Below are 19541 nucleotides of genomic sequence, written 5' to 3'. Positions count from 1 at the left end.
ACAAGTATCATCCTGAAAATGTCTGGTCACAAAGCAGGGAGGAACAGATGTCCGGCAGCGCGAGCGAAGGGCAGGTCCGCCACGAGCGGCATGATCGCATCCTGAAGATCATCATCGACAATCCCGCGAAGAAGAACGCGTTCAGTCCGGAGATGATGGCGGAGCTGTCCGACGCGCTGACGCTGCTCGACAATGACGACGGTCTTTGGGTCGGCGTGCTCTGCGCCGCCGGCGGCAGTTTCACCGCGGGTCTCGACATGCCGAAATTCTTCGGCCCGACCGCATCGCGCAAGCCGCTGCCGGATGGCAACGTCGATCCCTTCGGATTGTCGAAGCGGTGCCGGAAGCCGATCGTCACGGCAGTGCAGGGCATCGTGTTCACCGTCGGCATCGAGATGATGCTGGCCGGCGACATCGTGGTCGCCGCGGACGACAGCCGCTTCTGCCAGATGGAAGCGAAACGCGGCATCGCGCCGCTGGCGGGTGCGCATTTCCGCTACATCAGCCGCGCCGGGTGGGGCGATGCGATGTATCACCTCCTGCTGTGCGACGAGTTCACTGCCGCCGAAGCCCACCGGATCGGTCTCGTGCAGGAGGTGGTGCCGGCCGGTCAGCAGATCGAACGCGCGATGGCGCTTGCGGAGATCATCGCACGCAATGCGCCGCTCGGAATCCAGGTGACGAAGGAGGCAGGCCGCAAGTTCATCGAGGCCGGCGAGCAGGCGGCGATTGCGATCATTCCGCAGATCCGCGAACGCGTGCTCAACACATCTGATGCGGCCGAGGGCATCAAGTCGTTCGTGGAACGCCGCGCCGCGGTGTTCCAGGGACGCTAGTCGGCGAAGCGCCAGCCCTTGGCGCGGTAGCTCCAGCGCCGCGCGTTGCGTTCACGATACGTGCTCGGATTGCGGTTGTGACAATGTTGTCGCAGCCGCATCAATTTCGATCACGACGATCGTGCGACGACTCTTGTCGAGATTCGTCGAATCAGGGAGATTCGAGCCATTCATTAAATTCAATTTCGTCCTGCTTTCACTCAAGCGTCCGGTATGGATTCCCATGACAAACGCACGAGTAATTGTTGTCGGAAATAACAAGGGCGGCTCGGGCAAGTCGACAATTGCCATGCACGTCGCCATCGCGCTGATCAAGGCGGGTCAGCGTGTCGCCACCATTGACCTCGACAATAAGCAGAAGTCGCTGACGCACTACGTCGATAACCGGCGGGACTGGGCGCGGGAAACCTCGCTGGATCTCGGCGTGCCGACGCACATGTGCTTCGAGACGGTGAGCGGCAGGGGCAGCGAGGTCGAGACGCTCGGGCGCAGCGCGCTCGCCGAGATCGTCGAGCGGCTCAGCCGGTCGCACGATTTCGTCGTCATCGACTGTCCCGGCCACGACACCTATCTGACGACGTTCACGCATTCGCTGGCGAACACGCTGATCACGCCGCTGAACGACAGCTTCCTCGACTTCGACGTGCTCGGCACCGTCGATCCGAACGACTTCAAGGTGACCGGCATCAGCCACTATTCCAAGATGGTGGAGGAGGCGCGGCGCCAGCGCAGCGCGCACGAGCAGCCGCCATTCGAGTGGGTGGTGCTGCGCAACCGTCTCTCCACGCTCGGTTCGCGCAACAAGCGGCTGGTCGGCGAGGCCCTCGGCGAATTGTCGAAGACGCTGAACTTCCGCCTGGTCGACGGCCTGGCCGAGCGCGTGATCTTCCGCGAATTCTATCCGCGCGGATTGACCGCGGTCGACGACGTCAATCGGCTCGCGCTCGGTGGCCGGCCGACCATGTCGCATGTCACCGCGTGGCTGGAGATGGAGCGGCTGATGACCGCGATCATGCTCGGCCATCTGTTGGCACGGCCGGCGGAGACCTCCGACGCCAGCCGTGACGCGGCGTAAGGCGAGGTTGGATCGCTAGCGGCAATTGGTGTTGCCCGCGTTGGCAACGGTCAGGAACGTGATCGTTGCGGGAGCGAGCATGATTGTGCCGGCCGCGGCGGCGTCGCCATTCAGATCGGGCATCTGATCGGACGCGCCAAGCGCGAGCGCGCGACCATTGAGCCGCACATTGCTGTCGACGAGCTTTTCGCTCGTCAGTGTGTAGCGTTGCGAGGCAGCCGACAGCGTGAGGCTGTGTCGCATCCGTCGATCATTGTTGATGACGAGCAGGGCTATTCCGCCGGGCATGTCGCGCGCGCAGTGGGCATAGACGTGGAGACCGGCTTGCCTGGGGACGCGGGCATCGAGCACGGTGGTGCCCATCAACCGTCGCCATAGCAGCGCCGCCCAATAGTTCGGCCGCGGCAGATGGGTTCGCTCGTCGAGCAAGCCATAGTCGCTCGCGGCAAGCGTATTGTGCATCACCACCTGAACGCCGGCCCTGGCGAGCCGTCCGAGCTGGTCGAGGTAGCGGAACGTATCGGTGAAGGTCGCGGCCCAGCGGTTGCCGCCGCATGCGGTCTCCGCGGTCTCGGTCAGCCAGATCGGCTTGCCCGGTGCAAGCCGGTCGCGCAGCGTTTGGGTGACGGCAATTGTCTCGCCGGTTCGCGCCAGCCATCGGTCTGACAACGCCTGCCTTGCCGTGCGATCGCCGGAGCAGCGGGCCGAGAGCGCGCCATAGTGATGGTAGGAGACTGCATCCGCATCTGCCGCCGATACTGCGAAGCGCGCCCGGGCCTCGGCGCCGGTGCCGATCGTGCCCGGGCCGAGGATCGCGACGTCGGGCGCGGTGCTCTTCATGAACGTGCGGAAGGTTGCAAAATCGCGGCCGTAGGCTGCGGCATCGTAGCGATCGGGGGCGCCGCCGATCGCCGGCAGATCGGGTTCGTTCATGAACTCGGCTGCGGCGATCCGGCCGCCCGCCGATCGGGTGAACGCGAGAAGCTGGCGTGCCTGCCTGGACGTCCATCGTCCTTCGGCGTCGCGCGTGCCGGCGCTGATCGCAAAGGATGTGACGATGGGAGCGTCGACGGCGCGCGAGAACTCGATCACGTCCCGCCATTGCTGTCGCGTCAGGACGCCCTTGAAACCGGCCGGCGGTGCGGACGGTGGCATCTCGGTATCCGCAAAGAACGTGCTGTTGGCCCAGGTTCCGCTGACGCGCAGATACGCCGGTGAGAGCGCTGTTGCGAGCTTGCGCAGCCTGCCATCGTGCAGATCGATCGGCGTCCGCGCCGAGAAAAGCTCCGCTTTTGTACCGCCGGCTCCATACGGCTTCCAGAACCGTCCGCCGGTCACCTCGACCATCTCGATATTGTAGGACTGGAAACGCGGGTCGATCGTCGCGACGCGCGGCATGGTCGCGACGTCGAGGGTCAGGTCCGCCGCGATCGCGTTCGTGCAGGCCAAGGCGGCCCCGACGGCGCATGCGATGCGGCGAAGCGGATATGCGCTGGCGGCGCGCACGGGTCCTCGCGGCGTTCCGGATTGCGATGGCTCAGAATGCCGCCACGGCTTGCCTGAATCAACGCGGGTCTTGCGGCTCGCTTGCGATGCGGTCCCATAGCGCGCGGATCATGTCCTTCATGACCAGCGCGTCCTGCCAGCGGTCGGACAATTCCCTGCCGTCGGGCCCGGTGATGGCATAGGGCGGGGGACCGAGCTCGCACAGGAAGGTCAGGGTCGCATCGGGTCCGGCGCGCTTGCGCCACGAGCGGATGCCGTAGTCCCACCAGCCCATGAACAGCGAGACCCAGCCCTGGTGCTGGGGAAAGCCGAGCGAGATCTGCACCTGCTCGCGGCTCGCGATCCGGCCATGGATGCCCCAGGCATGGTCGAGGATGCGATGGATCATCGCATGGTTGACGTCGTCGACCGGCCAGGCGAATTCACGGCCGACCAGATAGTGCGAGAGATCGGCGGTCAGCCGCAGATCGGGAAAGCAGTCGAGCAGATCGAGGGTGAAGAACAGGTCGGTCGTCATGCGGTCGCGATGGGTCTCGACATGCACGGCGATCCCGGCCTCCGCGGCGAGCCGCCGCCAGCCTTCGATGAGTGGGATGCAGTCCGCCAATCGCCGCGGCCGAACGTCCGGCTGCAAATTGACGTGGTCGGCGCCGAGCCGCGCGACCAGCTCCAGCACCGGCTTCAAATCGTCGACGCTTTTCGGATAGCATTGCGCCTGCCAGATCATGCCGTGCGCGCGCAGAAAGCTCGTCACCTCGCGCGCGAAGGTCGGGTCGATGAAGCGCACGCCGGCGCCGTCAAACCCGGCATCGCGGATCATCGCGAGCTGGGTCTGCAGCGGCCATTCGGGCTCATCAGCCAGCCGCCGCTCCATCGCCCAGAGCGACTGCAGGATGCGCAGCTGCTGCGCCACCGGTCAGGCCCGCGCCGGGATCGCCACGGGCAGCTCGGCCTGTTCGCTTTCGTCGGCGGCGATGTTCTCCTGATAGGTCTCCGGCCCGATCCAGATCGCAACCACGGTGCAGGCCGACAGGAACATTGCGTAGCAGGCGACCGGCCACCAGGTGCCGTAGGCTGCCACCAGCGCGGTGGCGACGAACGGCGCCGGACCGCCCGACAGCAGCGAACCGAGCTCGCGCGCGAAGGCAAAGCCGGCGAAGCGGCGCTGCGGCGGGAACAGTTCGGCGAAATACGCCGCCTGCGGTCCGAACATCGCCGCCGTCACCACGGCGCGCGCCAGGATGAAGGCGAGCGCGATCATGATCCACTCCTTGGTGCCGACCATCCAGAAGAACGGGAAGGAAAGCGCCACGCCGGCGAGTGCACCGAACATGTACACCGGCCGCCGCCCGATCCGGTCCGACAACGCCGCAAAGCCGAGGATCGCGAACAACTCGATCGTGAAGGCCAGCATCAGCGCGCTAAGCGCGTCGGCTTTCGGTACGCCGAGCGTGGTGATGACGTAGCTCAGGCCGAACACCGGGAAGAAATAGCCGAGCCCGTTCTCGGCCATCCGCGCGCCGAGCACGACGAAGAAGTTGCGCGGGTGCCGGCGCAACGCCTCCATCGCCGGATTGCTCTCGACCTTGCCGCGCGCGACCACCGCCTCGGTATAAACAGGCGTCTCGGTGATGCGCATGCGGACGAAGATGCCGACCACGATCAACAGGAAACTCGCCAGGAAGGGCAGACGCCAGCCCCAGCTCATCAGCTGTTCGCGCGGCAGCATCGTCACCAGCGCGAAGGCGGCGGCGGCGAGCAGATTGCCGACGGAGACGCCGAGCGGCGCGAAGCCGCCCCAGAAGCCGCGATGTTTCGGCGGCGCATTTTCAACCAGATAGATCACCGCGCCGCCATACTCGGCGCCGGCGCCGAGGCCCTGGATGACGCGCATCGCGACCAGCAGGACCGGCGCCCAGACGCCGATCTGCGCATAGGTCGGCAGGAAGCCGATCGCGGTGGTGCCGATGCCGATCATCAGCAGCGTCGCGACCAGCACCGGCTTGCGGCCATAGCGATCGCCGAGGATGCCGAACAACAGGCCGCCGAACGGCCGCACCACGAAGCCGACACCGAAGGTCAGGAACGACAGCAGCGTGCCGACCACCGGATCGCTCTTCGGGAAGAACAGCTCGCCGAACACCAGCGCGGCGGCGGTGCCGTAGAGGAAGAAGTCGTACCATTCGAGCGCGGAGCCGATGCTTGCGGCCAGGATCACACGCAGGCGCGACGTGCGCGCGCCATCTCTTGCCATCTCGGTCATTCGTTTCCCCGTTGTTTTGTTTTTATGTCGTCTTGATCGGGCACGATCCCGGCGCGAACGCGTTTTGCGTTTGTCGCGGGGGATCGCACCCGTGAAAGCAGCAATGCCCGCGACGAGCCGCGGGCATTGTCGTCAGTTTCAAGCGGCGCGTGTGAAGTAGGATTTCTTCGACGCCGACTGGGTCTCGTAGATCGATCCCTGCCGCTTGGCCGGCGGCAGCGGCATCCGCACCGGCACGTCGGTCAGCCGCGGCGCGACCACCGGCGGACCCGCCAGCAGGCGGCTGTTGAATTCGTCGAAATCCTTCACGCCCATCAGCGGCCAGGCGTCGCTGGCGGCGACTTCGTAGAGCAGCAGGTTGCGCGGCCGGTCCGACGTGTTGGTCGCCGAGCCGTGCAGCGCGCGCACGTGATGGAACGACATGCTGCCGGCCTTGCCCATGCAGGGCACCGCGCGCTTGATGTCGCCCTCGATCTGGTCCGGATCGATCAGGCCCGCGAAGTGGCCGTCCTCGCCGTGGTGGTCCCACATCGTGGCCCCGGTGTGCGACCCCGGCGTCACCAGCATCGGGCCGTTCTCGATGTCGCAATCGTCGAGCAGCACGCCGATCGCGAGGATGTCGTCATTGGTGTGCGGATAGAACGCCCAGTCCTGATGCCATTCGACCGGCGAGCCGTATTGTGCCGACTTCATGTTGAGCTTGGAGCCGTGCAGGCGAAGCCCGGGGCCGATCAGTTTGGTCAGGATCGAGATCACGGCCGGGCTGCGGACGATCTCGTCGAACAGCGGGTGCACCTTGTGCGGTGCCTTGATGCGGCGGACGCGCGGGGTTTCCGGCGTATGGCCCGGCTCGAGGTCGTAGACGTCGGTGTGCTCTGTCACGCTGGCCGCGCCGGCCACCAGCTCCGCCAGCACGGTACGCACCTTGGCGAGCGTCTCCTGGTTGAGCACCTCGGGGACCACGATCACCCCGTCGCGCTTGTAGGCTTGGGCCTGCTCGTCCGAAATCATGCCGTTTCTCCCTCTTTGTTCCATGTTAGCGCTAACATAAGGCGATGCTAGCGCTAACATCATGGCTTGGCAACCTGGAATCGTGCAGGCTCCGGCCCATGAGCTCCGAACTGCCCGACCTCGCGACCGGCCCGGCCGGTGCCGCGCCCACCCTGTCAGAGGTGGCCAAGCGCGCCGGCGTCTCCTCGATCACGGTGAGCCGGGTGGTGCGGATGCCCGACCTGGTCGCCCCGGAGACAAGGGCACGGGTCGAGCAGGCGATGCGCGATCTCGGCTATGTTCCGAATCTGGTGGCGGGCGCGCTGGCGAGTGCGCGGACCAATTCGGTCGGCGTGCTGGTGCCGACCATCGCCAACTCGATCTTCGCCGACACGGTGCAGGGCCTGTCCGACAAGCTCGAGCCGCTCGGGTTCTCGGTGATCCTGGCGCAGTCGCGCTACGACGCCGCGCGCGAGGACCGCATGCTGGCGGCGCTGCTGTCGCGGCGGCCTGAGGCGATCATCATGGTCGGCTCGCCGGCGACCGAGGAGGGCAGCCGGCTGCTGCGCAATGCGCGGATTCCGATCGTCGAGACCTGGGATCTGCCGGCAAATCCGATCGATGCGGTCGCGGGCTTCGACAATTACCAGGCCGGTGTCGCCGTCGCGAAGCATCTGGCCGCGCAGGGACGCAAGCAACTCGCCTTCATCGGCGGCGACGATCCGCGCGGCACGCGGCGCTGGCTCGGCTACAGGGACGAGGCGTTGGCAAGCGGTCTTGCCGAGCCGCGCCGGCTGATCCTCGATCGCAAGGACTCCGGCAGCGTGGCGGCGCATGCGCGGCTGCCAGGTGTCGATGCGGTGTTCGCCGCCAACGATGCGCATGCGATCGGCTTCATGTCGGGGCTGCGCAAGGCCGGCGTGCTACGCGAGGGTCCTGCGTCGGCGCAGCCGGTCGCCGTGATCGGCCTCGGCGATCTCGAGATGGGCCAGCTGATCTCGCCGACATTGAGCACGATCAGCGTGCACGGCGACGCGATCGGCCGCACCGCGGCGACCTTGACGCTGGAGCGCGGCGGCGAGCGCCGCATCGACCTCGGCTTCGAGCTGGTGCTGCGCGACAGCGGCTAGGGCGCCTTCTCACAGATTTGCCAAATCCGCTTTGCCTGCTAGAGGCGACGTGGAACGCACCACCAATGCATGTCAGCTTTGGGCCAATAGGCGATATTTCACAGGTGATGTAGATTTTCGCCTGCTTGCATCTCGGAAAGCATGGAGCATACTGTACGATGAGCGCGGAAGGCTTGCGGGTTGTTTATAAACCCGATGAAGATGGGACCGGCGAAATCATTGCAACGGCAAAATCGGGCGATTTCGCTGCGCAAGGATCGGCATGGTTTAATCCCGATCGCGTGAAGGCTTTTTTTCTTGCCAACCTTCAAGCCTTCCCGCTGGCGTCAGCAAATCCGCCGATGCTGGAAGGAGGCTATCCGAACCGCGAGGGCGGTCTTGATCAGTGCCATCTGAGGATTAGCATCCAGCCCTATAATACGCGCGGAGCACTTGTAGTGCGCGTTGATCTTGCCTCGCCGGCCTATAACGCTGGTCATGCCGAATTGCGAAACAGTGCCACAATCAGCTTTCTGACTGAGTACGCGGCTGTCGCTGGATTTGCCAAGCAGTTTAGCCAAGTGCTCGATGGAAAAAAAGACGAAGCTGTCTTGGAAGCTTCCGCGAACTGAACCTACAATGCAAATTTTCTGGCGATAGGCTTCTGCTCTGGGTCACCAGCCGTCAATGACGATAAAGCTGGCGCCTTCCGCTTTTCCCCTCGGGAGCTGTCATTTGTGACAACACGCCTTAGTTCGCCGCCCGCCGCTGCCACCGCTCGACGCCGGCCAGCAGCGCCGCGATCACGCATCCCGAGATGATGCCGAACGTCAGGTCCTCGAACACCGTCAGGCCGAAGGTCGGGATCAGCACCGCGGCGCCCCGCCAGCGCGTGAGTAGATGCAGGAAATCTTCCTTCTCCGCCATGTACCAGCACACGACCACGAGCACGCCGGCCAGTGCCGAGAGCGGGATATAGCTCGCAAGCGGCGCCGCCACGACCATGAACGCCAGCAGGAACGCCGCGTGCAGCATGCCGGACAGCGGGCTGCGCGCGCCGGCGCGGATATTGGTCGCGGTGCGCGCGATCGTGCCGGTGACGCTGATTCCGCCGAAGAACGCCGATGCGATGTTGGCGATGCCCTGCGCCACCAGCTCCATGTTGGAGCGGTGCTTGCGGCCGGTCATGCCGTCGGCGACCTTGGCCGACAGCAGGCTCTCGACGCCGCCGAGCAGTGTGAAGGAGAGCGACGCGGGCAGGATCTGCAGCAGCAGTGCCCAGGAGAAGTCCGGCACATGCGGCACCGGCAGGCCGCGCGGGATTTCGCCGAACCGGGTGCCGATGGTCTCGACCGGCAGATGCAGCAGCAGCGCTGCGACCGATGCGATCGCAATCGCAATCAGCATCGCCGGCCAGGCCGGCCTCAAGGCGCGCAGCACGAAGATCACTGCCGCCGAGCCGGCGCCGACGGCGAGCGCCGACCAGTTCAGGGTCGGCAGAGCGTGACCAAGCGCCGCGAGCTTGGGCAGGAACGGACCGGGCTCGCTGCCTGCAAGCGTCAGCCCGCCAAGATCGCGCAGTTGGCTGGCCAGAATGGTGACGGCAATTCCGCAGGTGAAGCCGACCGTGACGGGATGCGGGATGTAGCGGATCAGCGAGCCCAATCCCGACGCGCCGATCAGCGTCAGCATCAGGCCGGACACCAGCACGGTGAGCAGCAGGCCTTCGATGCCGAACTTCGCGGTCGTTGCCGCGACGAGCACGATGAAGGCACCGGCCGGCCCGCCGATCTGAAAGCGGCTGCCGCCCAGTGCCGAGACCAGGAAGCCGCCGACGATGGCGGTGAACAGCCCGCGCTCCGGCGTCACGCCCGAGGCCACCGCAATCGCCATCGACAACGGCAGCGCCACCACCGCCACCGTCAGTCCCGCCATCACGTCGTGCCGGAAAGCGCCGAGGCCATAGCCTTCGGTCAGGGTGGTAACGAGCTTGGGACGATAGAGGTGTGTCGTAGAGGAGCCGTCAGGCATGAGGATGACCACAAGGCAGAGGATGAGGACAACGAGCGGAAGCACCGGATGCGAAAGACATACGGGCAAATGTCGGCGCGGGCGATCGCCGCGGAAGCGGGGCTGCGTTCATTCGGCAATCTTCCGGTAGACCGCTGCGGCGCGGCGCAGCAGCCGGCTCTTGCGCTTGCGCTCGTGCACGCGCCGATGCTTGGCCTTGCGCTCGTCGGCGTGCGGCGCCGGGGGATCGGCGCTTTCAAGCAGCGTGCGCCGGACCTCGTCGTCGTTCAATTCGCCGAGCAGTTGTTGCCCCTTGCGCAGATGCTTCAGCACATTGCGCCATGACGCGTATTCGTCCGGCGGCAATCCGCCTTCCGAGAATTCGATGGCGTAGCGCAGCCGCTTGCTGGCGAGCCGGACGCGGTGGCGCTTGTTCTTGCCCATGCCCTGCAGCCCGCGGCTCTTCTGACACAGCTTGCCATGCCACCGCGCCAGCCGCCGCGCGTGAAACACCGCGACCGGCACGGCCCGTCGTTGCGCGGCGCGGGGATCCTGCCGCGTGGTCCAGGGGCCGCTGCCGACCCAGTCCCACATGCCGTCGAACCATTGCCAGTAACGGTCGCTTTGCAGCGCTTCCCTGAGCGCCTCGAACGCGTCGGTTCGCGCGGTCTGCAGCATGCGCTCTTCGGGCAGGCCCTTGCTGTTCTCGATCGCGACGTCGAGATCGCGCGTTGCGCCGAGATGGGCGCTCAGCCATTTCAGCTCGGATTTCAGTCGCGTCCACTCGGTGTCCGCCACCATCGGGCCGTAGAACGCGATCGCGGCCTTCAGCCGCGTCAATGCGATACGGGTCTGATGCAGCGCGGCCGGATCGCCGGAACTCAGGGCCTCGTGATTGGTCGCGACTTCTTCGAGGCATTCGGACAGGATCAGGCGAAAGGCAGTCTCGCAACGCATGGCTTCGCTGAGATGGCGTGCCCGCTTCGGGCGGACAACGCGCTCCCTGTCCGGACTTGCCGCTGACGTCATGACACTCCCGTGGCGCCGCCCGCGCCGCGATGCGAACCGCGGCTCCCGGGCGCAAGATTTCCCGTTTGAACGTTGTCGATCAAGGGTTTTCTGCTGGAGCGCAGTGCAGCGATAAGGCGGCGCGATCAAAATGTCGCAAGTCCACCCGGTCGAGGGGGCCGATTCCACCCAATCCGCGCGGTTTCGTCCCGGCGGCGGCGCCGCATCGGATATTTCGCGCGCGAACTATCTTGATATTTCGCACGCGAAATATATAATTGCGGCATGAGAGCGGAACACCGGCTGATCTTCCTTCTGACCGTGGCCTATCGGCGGTTGCAGCGCGCCATCGATCAGGAGACGGCTGCGCATGATCTGACGTCGGCCCAGGCCGGCGTGCTGTTCTTCCTCGGGCGCAATGATGGTGCGCTGATCGGCGACGTCTCGCAGGCGCTCGACATCGTGCCGTCGGCGATGACGGGATTGGCCGACCGGATGGAACGTGCGGGCCTCGTCAAGCGCCGGCGCGACGGTGAGGACGGCCGCAGCCAGCGGCTGCATCTGACCGTGGCGGGGCAGGAACTCGGCAAGCGCGCCGCGACGCGGACCAGGGTGATCAACAACCGCCTGATGGACGGATTTTCGGAAGCGGAAATCGAGGTGGTGTCGCGCTGGCTGACCAGCCTGCAAGAGAAGTTTCCGAAAGACAAAGACGGCTAGAGCGTTTCCAAGCGAAGCAGCAATCAAAGGAGTGAGACATGAGCGAAGTGGTCGTGGCGCTGGACGGTGGCGTGCTCACCGTGACGATGGCGCGTCCGGACAAGAAAAATGCGATCACCAATGCGATGTACGGCGCGATGGCCGACGCGCTCGAACGCGCGGAAAGCGACACGACGATCCGCGCCGTGCTGCTGCAGGGCGACGGCGACAGCTTCACCGCGGGCAACGATCTTGCCGATTTCGCGGCGGTGTCGCGCGGCGTGCAGGGTGAGCGTCACGTGTCGCGCTTCCTCGCCGGCCTTGCCAGGGCGACGCGGCCGCTGGTTGCCGCCGTGCAGGGCAATGCGGTCGGCATCGGCACCACCATGCTGTTGCATTGCGACCTCGTCTATCTCGCGCCGACCGCGCGGCTGATTACGCCGTTCGTCAATCTCGCGCTGGTGCCGGAGGCGGCGTCGACCTATCTGCTGCCGCAGCGCATCGGCTATGCGCGGGCCTACGCGATGTTTGCGCTCGGCGAGCCGCTCGAGGCGGAGACCGCGGTTTCCATCGGCCTCGCCAATGCCGTGGTACCGCTCGCCGATCTCCGCGCCAGGGCGCGCGCTGCGGCGGACGCGCTGGCGAAGCGGCCGTTCGGCTCGCTGCAGCACACCAAGGCGCTGATGCGCGATCCGGTGAGGATCAGCGCGCAGATGGCGCGCGAGGGCGAAATCTTCCAGGAACGGCTGATGAGCGCGGAAGCGCGCGAGGCCTTTGCCGCCTTTGCCGAGCGGCGGCAGCCTGATTTCTCCGGGATCGCCGGGTAAGCTCAGATGGGGCCGCCCGCGTCGGCGGCCCCATCGCTTTGGGGTTGACGGTTTCGTTCGTATCGAACATCTCGTGTCAGGGCATGGCGCAACCGGCGAGGCGAGGCATGAGCGACAGTCACACGCTGCGCGGCGATGGAGTAGCCGCGACCATTCAAGCCGAGGGCGCCGAATTGTCGTCGCTCAGGAACGCCGAGGGGAGGGAACTGCTGTGGCAGGCCGGCCCGCAATGGCCGCGCCATGCGCCGATCCTGTTCCCGATCGTCGGCCGGCTGAAGAACGACACGCTGCGTCACAATGGCAAGACCTATCCGATGACGCAGCACGGCTTCGCGCGGGACCGCCGCTTTGCCTGGCTGGAGCAGGGGCCGCGATCCTGCAAGCTCGCGCTCACCGACGATGCGGAAACCCATGCGCGCTATCCGTTCGCGTTCAGGCTCGAGGTCACCTACACGGTTGACGGCGCCGATCTCGATGTCGGCTTCGACATCATCAACACCGGCAACGAGATGCTGCCCGCCTCGCTCGGGGGCCACCCCGCCTTCAACTGGCCGCTGGTGCCGGGGTTGCCGAAGGAGGCTTACACGCTGACCTTCGGCAAGACTGAACCCGCGCCGATCCGGCGCCTGAAGGACGGATTGATGCGGCGGCAGCCTGAACCCAATCCGGTCAAGGGCAGAACGCTTGCGCTGGCGGAGGAGCTGTTCGACGACGACGCGATGGTCTTCGATCAGGCCGCAAGTACATCGATCCTCTTCACGGCGACACGAGGCCCGGCGGCAGCAACGCTCGGCCCTGCAATCGAAATGTCGTGGCGTGGTTTTCGCGAACTCGGCGTCTGGTCGAAGGTCGGCGGCGCGCCGTTCCTCTGCATCGAGCCGTGGCACGGCTTTGCCAGTCCCGCCGAATTCGACGGCGAGTTCACGGACAAGCCCGGCCTGCTGCAGATCGCGCCGGGTGCGCGCCAGTCGCTGGGCTATCGCATTCGCGTGAGCTGATCGAAAATCAGATCAATGCGCACGAGGGCTGAGCGCACCCGTGAGCGCGCCCACCGATGGCGGATTTTCATGCGCCCAAGCCTCGTGCGCGGCGAGATCGCGGTAGTGCTCGGCCATGCGCAGCAGCCGCTCGCGGATGCCGGTATCCTCCTCGCCCTTGGCCTGATCGGCGAGCTGCGCGGCGCGTTCGAGAAGCGTTTTCGGATCGATCACGACAAGCTCCAAATCCGGTTTCGCCTGAAGCGTTTTCGAGCGAAGTGGATACCGCTTCGCGTGAAGAGAACGCGTCAAAACAGGAGTCTAGAGCCCCGCTCCGATTCAATCGGAGCGGAAAAGGCTCTAGCGGACAACGGTTGCAGCCAAGCACAGTTCCTGCCGTGGTTTGATGACAGCGGGTTCAGAGCTGGAACAAGCCCAGTCCTGCCATGACCTCGTGCCTGGTGCGCTCCGTAACCTCTCGTGCCTTCAGGGTTCCGCGCCTGATCACGTCGACGACGTGGTCGCGATGGGTCGCCAGCTCGGCGCGCCGGGTCCGGATCGGTGCGATCAAGGCTTGCAGGATATCCTCCAGCCGCCGCTTGACGGTCGCATCGCCGAGACCGCCGCGTCGATAGTGCGCCTTCAGTTCCGCGACGGCGTGGTGATCGTCGTCGAATGCGTCGAGATAGGTGAAGACGACATGGCCCTCGACCTTGCCGGGGTCGGCGACACGCAGGTGATGGGGATCGGTGAACATCGCGCGCACGGCGGCCGAGATGTCATCGGGCGAGGCCGATAGCGGGATCGCGTTGCCCGCGGACTTGCTCATCTTCGCGCGTCCGTCGACGCCGGGCAGCCGCCCCGCGCGCGGGATGATGGCCACGGCTTCCTGCAGCAGTGGACGGCCGGCGAGCGCGTTGACCCGCCTGACAATCTCGTTGGTCTGCTCGATCAACGGCGCCTGATCCTCGCCGACCGGGACGATTGTGGCGCGGAACGCGGTGATATCGGCGGCCTGCGCCACCGGGTAGCACAGGAAACCCGCCGGGATGTCGCGTCCAAATCCGCGTGCGCGGATCTCATCCTTGATGGTCGGATTGCGTTCCAGCCGCGCGACGGTGACGAGGTTGAGATAGAGCATCGACAGCTCCGCCAGCGCCGGGAGCTGCGATTGCAGGCAGATCGAGGTTCGGTCGGGATCGATCCCGACCGCGAGATAATCCAGCGCGACCTCGATGACGTTGCTGCGGACCTTGCCGACGTCATGCGCATTGTCGGTCAGCGCCTGCATGTCGGCGAGCAGCAGGAACTGCTGATGCGTGTCCTGAAGTTTCACGCGGCTTCGAAGCGAGCCGGCGTAGTGGCCGAGATGCAGCGGCCCCGTGGTGCGGTCGCCGGTGAGGATGATCGGTTTCGTCATAAGGTATCTCCATTCGGTTGAATGGGGACACCGCATGCGGGCCGGATCAGGTGAAAACAAAAGGCCGCCCAAATGCGGCGGCCCCGAAAATGCATGAACGCGTTCGGCCCGCCTGTCAGTCGGCGAGCCACCAGAAATTGGCGATCAGGATCGAGCGGTTCATGCCGCAAGCGGTAGGGCAAAGGCGCGGTGCGGTCAAGCCGGCGCGCCCTAGTTGAACGCCATGCCGCCGCTCAGCGCGACGGTCTGGCCGGTCATGTAGGGATTGTTGACCAGCAGCATCACGGCCTGCGCCACCTCCTCGGCGGTGCCGAAGCGGCCGACCGGGATCCGGCTGACCAGCTCGCTCTGTCCCTTCATCATGTCGGTCTCGATCAGCGACGGCGCGACGGCATTGACCGTGATGCCTTCCTTGACGAGGCGCGCGGCATAGCCGCGGGTCATGCCCTCCATCGCCGCCTTGGATGCGTTGTAGTGCGGGCCGATCGAGCCGGCGCCGCGCGCCGCACCCGAGGAGATGTTGACGATGCGGCCCCATTTCCGCCTCCGCATCATCGGCAGCACGGCCTGCGTGCAGAGAAATGCGGATTTGAGATTGACCGTGATGGTGCGGTCGAAATCCTCCTCGGTGAGGTCGTCGACGCCCCTGACGATGGCGATCCCGGCATTGTTGACGAGGATGTCGAGTGGGCCGAGCTCGGATTTGGCGCGCTCGACCAGCCCGGCGACGGCAGCCGCTTCCGAGACGTCGGCGGCGATCGCCACCGCCCGGCCGCCGGCGGCCACGATGCCCTTTGCCAGCGTTTCAGCTTCCGCCGCGCGTTCGCGATAATTGATGGCGACGGCAGCGCCGGCCTCCGCCAGCATCTTGACGATGGCGGCACCAATGCCGCGCGAGCCGCCGGTCACCAGCGCCACATGTCCGTGCAGACTGTTCGTTGTCATCGGCCATCCTCCATTGCGACTGGATGCAGGGTCGCAAAGCGGGAGCCGGGGTGCAATGCAACCCTGCTCAAATCTGCGTTGCGGCAGACGCCCTTGCGGCAAAAAACCGGCATTTTGGGCCGGAATCGGCCTTGCGTCCTGCGCGGGCCGGCGGCAATGGTTGGGGCATCACTTCTTCCAGCTACCCACGAGAGTCCGATGAGCAAACTGATTGTCCGTGCAGGCGATTTCACCTTTGACGCCCGTTTCGAGGAGCAACTCGCGCCGAAGACGGTCGCCGCGTTCCGCAAGGCGATGCCGTTCGAGAGCCAGGCGATCCATGTGCGCTGGAGCGGCGAGGGCGTCTGGATGCCGCTCGGCGATCTCGATTTCGGCGTCTCCTACGAGAACCACACCAGCTATCCGGCCCCGGGCCAGATCATCCTCTATCCCGGCGGCATCAGCGAGACCGAGATCCTGCTCGCCTATGGCGGCGTGCACTTCGCCAGCAAGATGGGCCAGCTCGCCGGCAACCATTTCATCACACTGACCTCGGGGCTGGAAAACCTCACCGCCTTCGGCAAGACCGTGTTGTGGAAGGGCGCGCAGAACATCCGCTTCGAGGAAGTCTGATGTGACCGAGGCCCGCTATCCGCGCGATCTCCGCGGCTACGGCCGCAATCCGCCCGACCCGAAATGGCCCGACGCCGCGCGCGTCGCCGTGCAGTTCGTGGTCAATTTCGAGGAAGGCGGCGAGAACAATATCCTGCACGGCGATCGCGCCTCGGAAGCGTTTCTGTCGGACGTGCTGGGCGCGCAGCCCTGGGTCGGGCAGCGTCATGCCAATATCGAGACCATGTTCGAATATGGCTCGCGCGCCGGCTTCTGGCGGCTGTGGCGGATGTTCACCGAGCGCAAGCTGCCGACCACCGTGTTCGGCGTCGCGATGGCGCTGAAGCGCAATCCGGATGTCGTCGCCGCGATGCAGCAGGCCGGCTGGGACATCGCCAGCCACAGCCTGCGCTGGGTCGAGCACAAGGACATGTCGGAGGACGAGGAGCGCGCGGAGATCGCGCGCGCTATCGCCGTGCATACCGAGGCGACCGGCGCGCGGCCGCTCGGCTGGTACACCGGCCGCTCCTCGATCAACACGCTGCGGCTTTTGATGGAGACGGGCGGCCTGCGCTATCTCTGCGATTCCTATGCCGACGATCTGCCGTACTGGATCAAGGCCGCCGGCACCGAGCCGCATCTTGTGATCCCCTACACGCTCGATGCCAACGACATGCGCTTCATCAACCCGCAGGGCTTTGGCGGCGGCGACGAATTCTACAGCTATCTGAAGGACAGTTTTGACGTGCTCTATGCCGAGGGCGCGACGTCACCCAAGATGATGTCGGTCGGGCTGCATTGCCGTGTCGTCGGCCGTCCCGGCCGCGCCGCCGCGCTGATGCGCTTCCTCGACTACATCCAGAAGCATGAGTACGTCTGGGTGCCGACGCGGCTCGCGATCGCCGAACACTGGCACGCCAATCTCAAGCATCTCGCAGTGGATGCGTTCGAGATCGGTTAGGCCGGCGTTGCGCGCGCCGCGAACTCCGTGTCGTCCCTGCTTTCGCAGGGACGACATCGTTGTATGGTCCAGAGTGGTTCGCAATGACGCGGATGATTCAATGCCCGGCCATGTGCCGGCCGATCTCGGTGAGATCGGCCTCGCTGGCGCGGGCCTCGTGCACGAAGGCGCCGTGGAACATCACGACCAGCCGGTCCGACAGCTCCAGCAGCTCGTCGAGGTCTTCGCTGACCAAAAGCACCGCCGCGCCGCGGTTGCGGGCGGCCATGATCTCGGCATGGATCTGCGCCACCGCCGCGAAGTCGAGCCCGAAGCAGGGATTGGCGGCGATCAGCACCTCGGCGTCGCCGCTTAGCTCGCGCGCCAGCACGGCGCGCTGCACATTGCCGCCCGACAGCGCCGCGATCGGCGTCTCCGGCGTCCGGGTCTTGATCTTGTAGCGGTTGATCTTGCGCTCGGCGTCGTCGCGGAAGGCCGAGCGGTTGAGCCACCAGCCGCCGCGCGCGAACGGGGCGCGGTCGAATTCGCGGAAGGCGATGTTGTCGGCGACGCTCATGCCGCCGACGCAGGCGTTCTTCAGCGGCTCCTCCGGTAGCAGCGACATCTTGTGGCGGCGCATCTCCTCGCGGCTTGCCGCATAGGTCTCGCCCTGGACGCGGACGGTGCCGCTCTCGGCCTCGCGCTGGCCGGCCAGCACCTCGACCAGCTGGCGCTGGCCGTTGCCGGACACGCCGGCGATGCCGACGATCTCGCCGCTCTTCACCGTCAGCGACACGCCATGCACGGCAATGGCACCGGCATCATCGCGTGCGGTGAGCTGGTCGAGCTCGAGCCGCGCCGCGCCGGTCTCGCCGGTGCGCGGCGGCTGCACCGTCAGCTGCTCGGCGCCGATCATGGTGCGGGCCATCTCGTCGGGCGTCAGCTCCGAGACTTTACCAGTACCCGCGAGCTTGCCGCGGCGCAGGATGGTGACATCGTCGGCAAACGCCATCACCTCGCGGAATTTGTGGGTGATCATCAGGATGGTCAGCTCGCCCGCGACCACCATGGCGCGCAGCATGCCGAGCACCTCGTCGGCTTCGCCCGGTGTCAGCACCGAGGTCGGCTCGTCCAGGATCAGGAAGCGGCGCTTCAGGTAGAGCTGCTTGAGGATCTCGCATTTCTGCCGTTCGCCGGCCGAGATGTCGGAGACCTTGGCGTCGAGCGGCACCTTGAACGGCATCCGCGAAAGGAAAGCCTCGAGCTCCTGCTTCTCCTTGCGCCAGTCGACCATGGCGGGCACGTCATCGCGCGCCAGCACCAGGTTCTCCGCGACCGTCATCGCCGGCACCAGGGTGAAATGCTGGTAGACCATGCCGAGCCCGAGCGCGTGCGCGTCCTTCGGGTTGGCGATGGCCTGCTGGCGATCGCCGACGATGATCTCGCCTTCGGTGGCGTGGTAGTAACCCATGATGCATTTCACCAGCGTGCTCTTGCCCGCGCCGTTCTCGCCGAGCAGTGCGTGGAACGAGCCGGGGCGCACCTTGAGCTCGACATTGTCGAGCGCAAGGAAGTCGCCGAACCGCATCGTCATGGCGATGGCGTCGACGCCGAACGCGCCTGATGGGGCGGGCGGTTCGCCGATGATCACGACAGCGCCCCGATCAGGTCGGCGGATGTCGCCACCGCGCCGAACACGCCGCCCTGCATCTTGATCATCTTCAGCGCGTGGTCGTGGTTGCCTTTGTCGGTCGCGCCACAGCAGTCTTCGACCAGCACGCATTCGAAGCCACGGTCGTTGGCCTCGCGCATCGTGGTGTGGACGCAGACGTCGGTGGTGATGCCTGTCAGCACGATGTTCTCGATGCCGCGCAGCCGCAGCATCAGTTCGAGGTCGGTGGCGCAGAACGAGCCTTTTCCGGGCTTGTCGATGATGGGTTCGCCCGGCAGCGGCGCGAGATCGGGAATGATGTCCCAGCCCGGTTCGCCGCGCACCAGGATGCGGCCGCAGGGCCCGGGATCGCCGATCCCGGCGCCGATCTGCCGCGAGCGCCAGCGCTTGTTGGCGGGCAAGTCGGCCAGGTCCGGCCGGTGGCCTTCGCGGGTGTGGATGATGTGAAAACCCTGCGCGCGCATCACCGTAAGCAACTTCTTGATCGGCTCGATCGGCGCCCGGGTCAGCGAGAGGTCGTAGCCCATCTTGTCGACATAGCCGCCGACGCCGCAGAAATCGGTCTGCATGTCGATGATGATGAGCGCGGTGTTTTGCGGCCGCAAATCGCCATTGTAGGGCCACGCGTAGGGCTCGGACTTGATGAAGCGCTCGGGCATGGAATGATCTCGCG

General features: G+C 65.8%; 20 protein-coding genes and 1 pseudogene. 9 read left to right on the top strand and 12 right to left on the bottom strand.

Annotated elements, in window-relative coordinates:
* Nucleotides 1-47: 47 nt before the first annotated feature.
* Nucleotides 48-836 (top strand): crotonase/enoyl-CoA hydratase family protein, encoded by a 789-nt coding sequence (locus BRSPCE3_RS15145; RefSeq protein ID WP_244066655.1) that lies wholly within the window; start codon nt 48-50, stop codon nt 834-836.
* 51 nt (nt 837-887) lie between these two features.
* On the opposite strand, the gene BRSPCE3_RS15140 is transcribed toward BRSPCE3_RS15145, so the two are convergent.
* Entirely contained in the window at nt 888-1127 is a 240-nt protein-coding gene (locus BRSPCE3_RS15140) for a hypothetical protein (protein ID WP_244066654.1), read from the bottom strand.
* Between BRSPCE3_RS15140 and BRSPCE3_RS15135 the strand changes: the two genes are divergently transcribed.
* Nucleotides 1126-1911: a division plane positioning ATPase MipZ gene (locus BRSPCE3_RS15135; RefSeq protein ID WP_244066653.1), complete on the top strand. Its 786-nt coding sequence runs from the start codon at nt 1126-1128 to the stop codon at nt 1909-1911. The two genes, BRSPCE3_RS15140 and BRSPCE3_RS15135, sit on opposite strands and share 2 nt — an antisense overlap.
* Before the next feature lie 15 nt (nt 1912-1926).
* Here the strand turns inward: BRSPCE3_RS15135 and BRSPCE3_RS15130 are convergent, their stop codons facing one another.
* The 4 genes from BRSPCE3_RS15130 to BRSPCE3_RS15115 all read right to left on the bottom strand — a co-directional run bounded on the left by BRSPCE3_RS15130 (nt 1927) and on the right by BRSPCE3_RS15115 (nt 6691).
* Nucleotides 1927-3360, bottom strand: a complete 1434-nt coding sequence (locus BRSPCE3_RS15130) for a hypothetical protein (RefSeq protein ID WP_244066652.1) — start codon at nt 3358-3360, stop codon at nt 1927-1929.
* A 115-nt stretch (nt 3361-3475) separates the two neighbouring features.
* Nucleotides 3476-4330: a sugar phosphate isomerase/epimerase gene (locus BRSPCE3_RS15125; protein ID WP_244066651.1), complete on the bottom strand. Its 855-nt coding sequence runs from the start codon at nt 4328-4330 to the stop codon at nt 3476-3478.
* A 3-nt stretch (nt 4331-4333) separates the two neighbouring features.
* Nucleotides 4334-5680 (bottom strand): MFS transporter, encoded by a 1347-nt coding sequence (locus BRSPCE3_RS15120; RefSeq protein ID WP_244066650.1) that lies wholly within the window; start codon nt 5678-5680, stop codon nt 4334-4336.
* Nucleotides 5681-5818: 138 nt separating this feature from the next.
* Nucleotides 5819-6691 carry a phytanoyl-CoA dioxygenase family protein gene (locus BRSPCE3_RS15115; RefSeq protein ID WP_244066649.1) on the bottom strand — a complete coding sequence of 291 codons (873 nt, stop codon included), beginning with the start codon at nt 6689-6691 and terminating at the stop codon, nt 5819-5821.
* A gap of 98 nt (nt 6692-6789) precedes the next feature.
* On the opposite strand from BRSPCE3_RS15115, the gene BRSPCE3_RS15110 reads away from it, so the two are divergent.
* Entirely contained in the window at nt 6790-7800 is a 1011-nt protein-coding gene (locus tag BRSPCE3_RS15110) for a LacI family DNA-binding transcriptional regulator (RefSeq protein ID WP_244066648.1), read from the top strand.
* 158 nt (nt 7801-7958) lie between these two features.
* Nucleotides 7959-8411: a hypothetical protein gene (locus tag BRSPCE3_RS15105; protein ID WP_244066647.1), complete on the top strand. Its 453-nt coding sequence runs from the start codon at nt 7959-7961 to the stop codon at nt 8409-8411.
* Nucleotides 8412-8568: 157 nt separating this feature from the next.
* On the opposite strand, the pseudogene BRSPCE3_RS15100 reads toward BRSPCE3_RS15105, so the two are convergent.
* Nucleotides 8569-9810: pseudogene (locus BRSPCE3_RS15100) on the bottom strand (SulP family inorganic anion transporter); the annotation flags it as partial.
* 108 nt (nt 9811-9918) lie between these two features.
* Nucleotides 9919-10746 (bottom strand): CHAD domain-containing protein, encoded by an 828-nt coding sequence (locus BRSPCE3_RS15095; protein WP_244066645.1) that lies wholly within the window; start codon nt 10744-10746, stop codon nt 9919-9921.
* A 336-nt stretch (nt 10747-11082) separates the two neighbouring features.
* Between BRSPCE3_RS15095 and BRSPCE3_RS15090 the strand changes: the two genes are divergently transcribed.
* The 3 genes from BRSPCE3_RS15090 to BRSPCE3_RS15080 all read left to right on the top strand — a co-directional run bounded on the left by BRSPCE3_RS15090 (nt 11083) and on the right by BRSPCE3_RS15080 (nt 13321).
* Nucleotides 11083-11517, top strand: a complete 435-nt coding sequence (locus tag BRSPCE3_RS15090) for a MarR family winged helix-turn-helix transcriptional regulator (protein ID WP_244066643.1) — start codon at nt 11083-11085, stop codon at nt 11515-11517.
* 38 nt (nt 11518-11555) lie between these two features.
* Nucleotides 11556-12323: an enoyl-CoA hydratase-related protein gene (locus BRSPCE3_RS15085; RefSeq protein WP_244066641.1), complete on the top strand. Its 768-nt coding sequence runs from the start codon at nt 11556-11558 to the stop codon at nt 12321-12323.
* A 107-nt stretch (nt 12324-12430) separates the two neighbouring features.
* Entirely contained in the window at nt 12431-13321 is an 891-nt protein-coding gene (locus BRSPCE3_RS15080) for an aldose 1-epimerase family protein (protein ID WP_244066639.1), read from the top strand.
* A 12-nt stretch (nt 13322-13333) separates the two neighbouring features.
* On the opposite strand, the gene BRSPCE3_RS15075 is transcribed toward BRSPCE3_RS15080, so the two are convergent.
* The 3 genes from BRSPCE3_RS15075 to BRSPCE3_RS15065 all read right to left on the bottom strand — a co-directional run bounded on the left by BRSPCE3_RS15075 (nt 13334) and on the right by BRSPCE3_RS15065 (nt 15665).
* Complete coding sequence (locus BRSPCE3_RS15075) at nt 13334-13534, bottom strand: hypothetical protein (RefSeq protein ID WP_244066638.1); 201 nt, start codon at nt 13532-13534, stop codon at nt 13334-13336.
* A gap of 184 nt (nt 13535-13718) precedes the next feature.
* Entirely contained in the window at nt 13719-14720 is a 1002-nt protein-coding gene (gene trpS, locus BRSPCE3_RS15070) for a tryptophan--tRNA ligase (RefSeq protein WP_244066633.1), read from the bottom strand.
* Nucleotides 14721-14930: 210 nt separating this feature from the next.
* Nucleotides 14931-15665, bottom strand: a complete 735-nt coding sequence (locus BRSPCE3_RS15065; RefSeq protein WP_244066630.1) for an SDR family NAD(P)-dependent oxidoreductase — start codon at nt 15663-15665, stop codon at nt 14931-14933.
* 198 nt (nt 15666-15863) lie between these two features.
* On the opposite strand from BRSPCE3_RS15065, the gene BRSPCE3_RS15060 reads away from it, so the two are divergent.
* A complete protein-coding gene (locus BRSPCE3_RS15060) occupies nt 15864-16277 on the top strand; it encodes a DUF3830 family protein (protein ID WP_050631209.1) in 414 nt (137 codons plus the stop codon).
* Nucleotide 16278: 1 nt separating this feature from the next.
* Nucleotides 16279-17217 carry an allantoinase PuuE gene (puuE, locus tag BRSPCE3_RS15055; RefSeq protein ID WP_244066628.1) on the top strand — a complete coding sequence of 313 codons (939 nt, stop codon included), beginning with the start codon at nt 16279-16281 and terminating at the stop codon, nt 17215-17217.
* A gap of 97 nt (nt 17218-17314) precedes the next feature.
* Here puuE and BRSPCE3_RS15050 read toward each other — a convergent pair whose 3' ends face one another.
* Complete coding sequence (locus BRSPCE3_RS15050; RefSeq protein WP_244066627.1) at nt 17315-18847, bottom strand: ABC transporter ATP-binding protein; 1533 nt, start codon at nt 18845-18847, stop codon at nt 17315-17317.
* A complete protein-coding gene (locus BRSPCE3_RS15045) occupies nt 18844-19527 on the bottom strand; it encodes a cysteine hydrolase family protein (protein ID WP_244066626.1) in 684 nt (227 codons plus the stop codon). The genes BRSPCE3_RS15050 and BRSPCE3_RS15045 overlap by 4 nt, the downstream gene beginning before the upstream one ends.
* Nucleotides 19528-19541: the final 14 nt, after the last annotated feature.

The sequence above is a fragment of the Bradyrhizobium sp. Ce-3 genome (assembly GCF_022835695.1).
Classification (GTDB): Bacteria; Pseudomonadota; Alphaproteobacteria; order Rhizobiales; family Xanthobacteraceae; genus Bradyrhizobium.
This window is presented reverse-complemented; position numbering and strand designations above follow the sequence as displayed.

What these genes read in the sequence shown, in the direction of transcription:
- BRSPCE3_RS15140 (WP_244066654.1), bottom strand. Translation starts at nt 1,127, where the DNA reads ATGGCAATTGTCGACTTGCCCGAGCCGCCCTTGTTATTTCCGACAACA.
- BRSPCE3_RS15115 (WP_244066649.1), bottom strand. Translation starts at nt 6,691, where the DNA reads ATGATTTCGGACGAGCAGGCCCAAGCCTACAAGCGCGACGGGGTGATC.
- BRSPCE3_RS15120 (WP_244066650.1), bottom strand. Translation starts at nt 5,680, where the DNA reads ATGACCGAGATGGCAAGAGATGGCGCGCGCACGTCGCGCCTGCGTGTG.
- BRSPCE3_RS15085 (WP_244066641.1), top strand. Translation starts at nt 11,556, where the DNA reads ATGAGCGAAGTGGTCGTGGCGCTGGACGGTGGCGTGCTCACCGTGACG.
- trpS (WP_244066633.1), bottom strand. Translation starts at nt 14,720, where the DNA reads ATGACGAAACCGATCATCCTCACCGGCGACCGCACCACGGGGCCGCTG.
- BRSPCE3_RS15135 (WP_244066653.1), top strand. Translation starts at nt 1,126, where the DNA reads ATGCACGTCGCCATCGCGCTGATCAAGGCGGGTCAGCGTGTCGCCACC.
- BRSPCE3_RS15095 (WP_244066645.1), bottom strand. Translation starts at nt 10,746, where the DNA reads ATGCGTTGCGAGACTGCCTTTCGCCTGATCCTGTCCGAATGCCTCGAA.
- BRSPCE3_RS15105 (WP_244066647.1), top strand. Translation starts at nt 7,959, where the DNA reads ATGAGCGCGGAAGGCTTGCGGGTTGTTTATAAACCCGATGAAGATGGG.
- BRSPCE3_RS15145 (WP_244066655.1), top strand. Translation starts at nt 48, where the DNA reads ATGTCCGGCAGCGCGAGCGAAGGGCAGGTCCGCCACGAGCGGCATGAT.
- BRSPCE3_RS15080 (WP_244066639.1), top strand. Translation starts at nt 12,431, where the DNA reads ATGAGCGACAGTCACACGCTGCGCGGCGATGGAGTAGCCGCGACCATT.
- BRSPCE3_RS15045 (WP_244066626.1), bottom strand. Translation starts at nt 19,527, where the DNA reads ATGCCCGAGCGCTTCATCAAGTCCGAGCCCTACGCGTGGCCCTACAAT.
- BRSPCE3_RS15060 (WP_050631209.1), top strand. Translation starts at nt 15,864, where the DNA reads ATGAGCAAACTGATTGTCCGTGCAGGCGATTTCACCTTTGACGCCCGT.
- BRSPCE3_RS15090 (WP_244066643.1), top strand. Translation starts at nt 11,083, where the DNA reads ATGAGAGCGGAACACCGGCTGATCTTCCTTCTGACCGTGGCCTATCGG.
- BRSPCE3_RS15065 (WP_244066630.1), bottom strand. Translation starts at nt 15,665, where the DNA reads ATGACAACGAACAGTCTGCACGGACATGTGGCGCTGGTGACCGGCGGC.
- BRSPCE3_RS15110 (WP_244066648.1), top strand. Translation starts at nt 6,790, where the DNA reads ATGAGCTCCGAACTGCCCGACCTCGCGACCGGCCCGGCCGGTGCCGCG.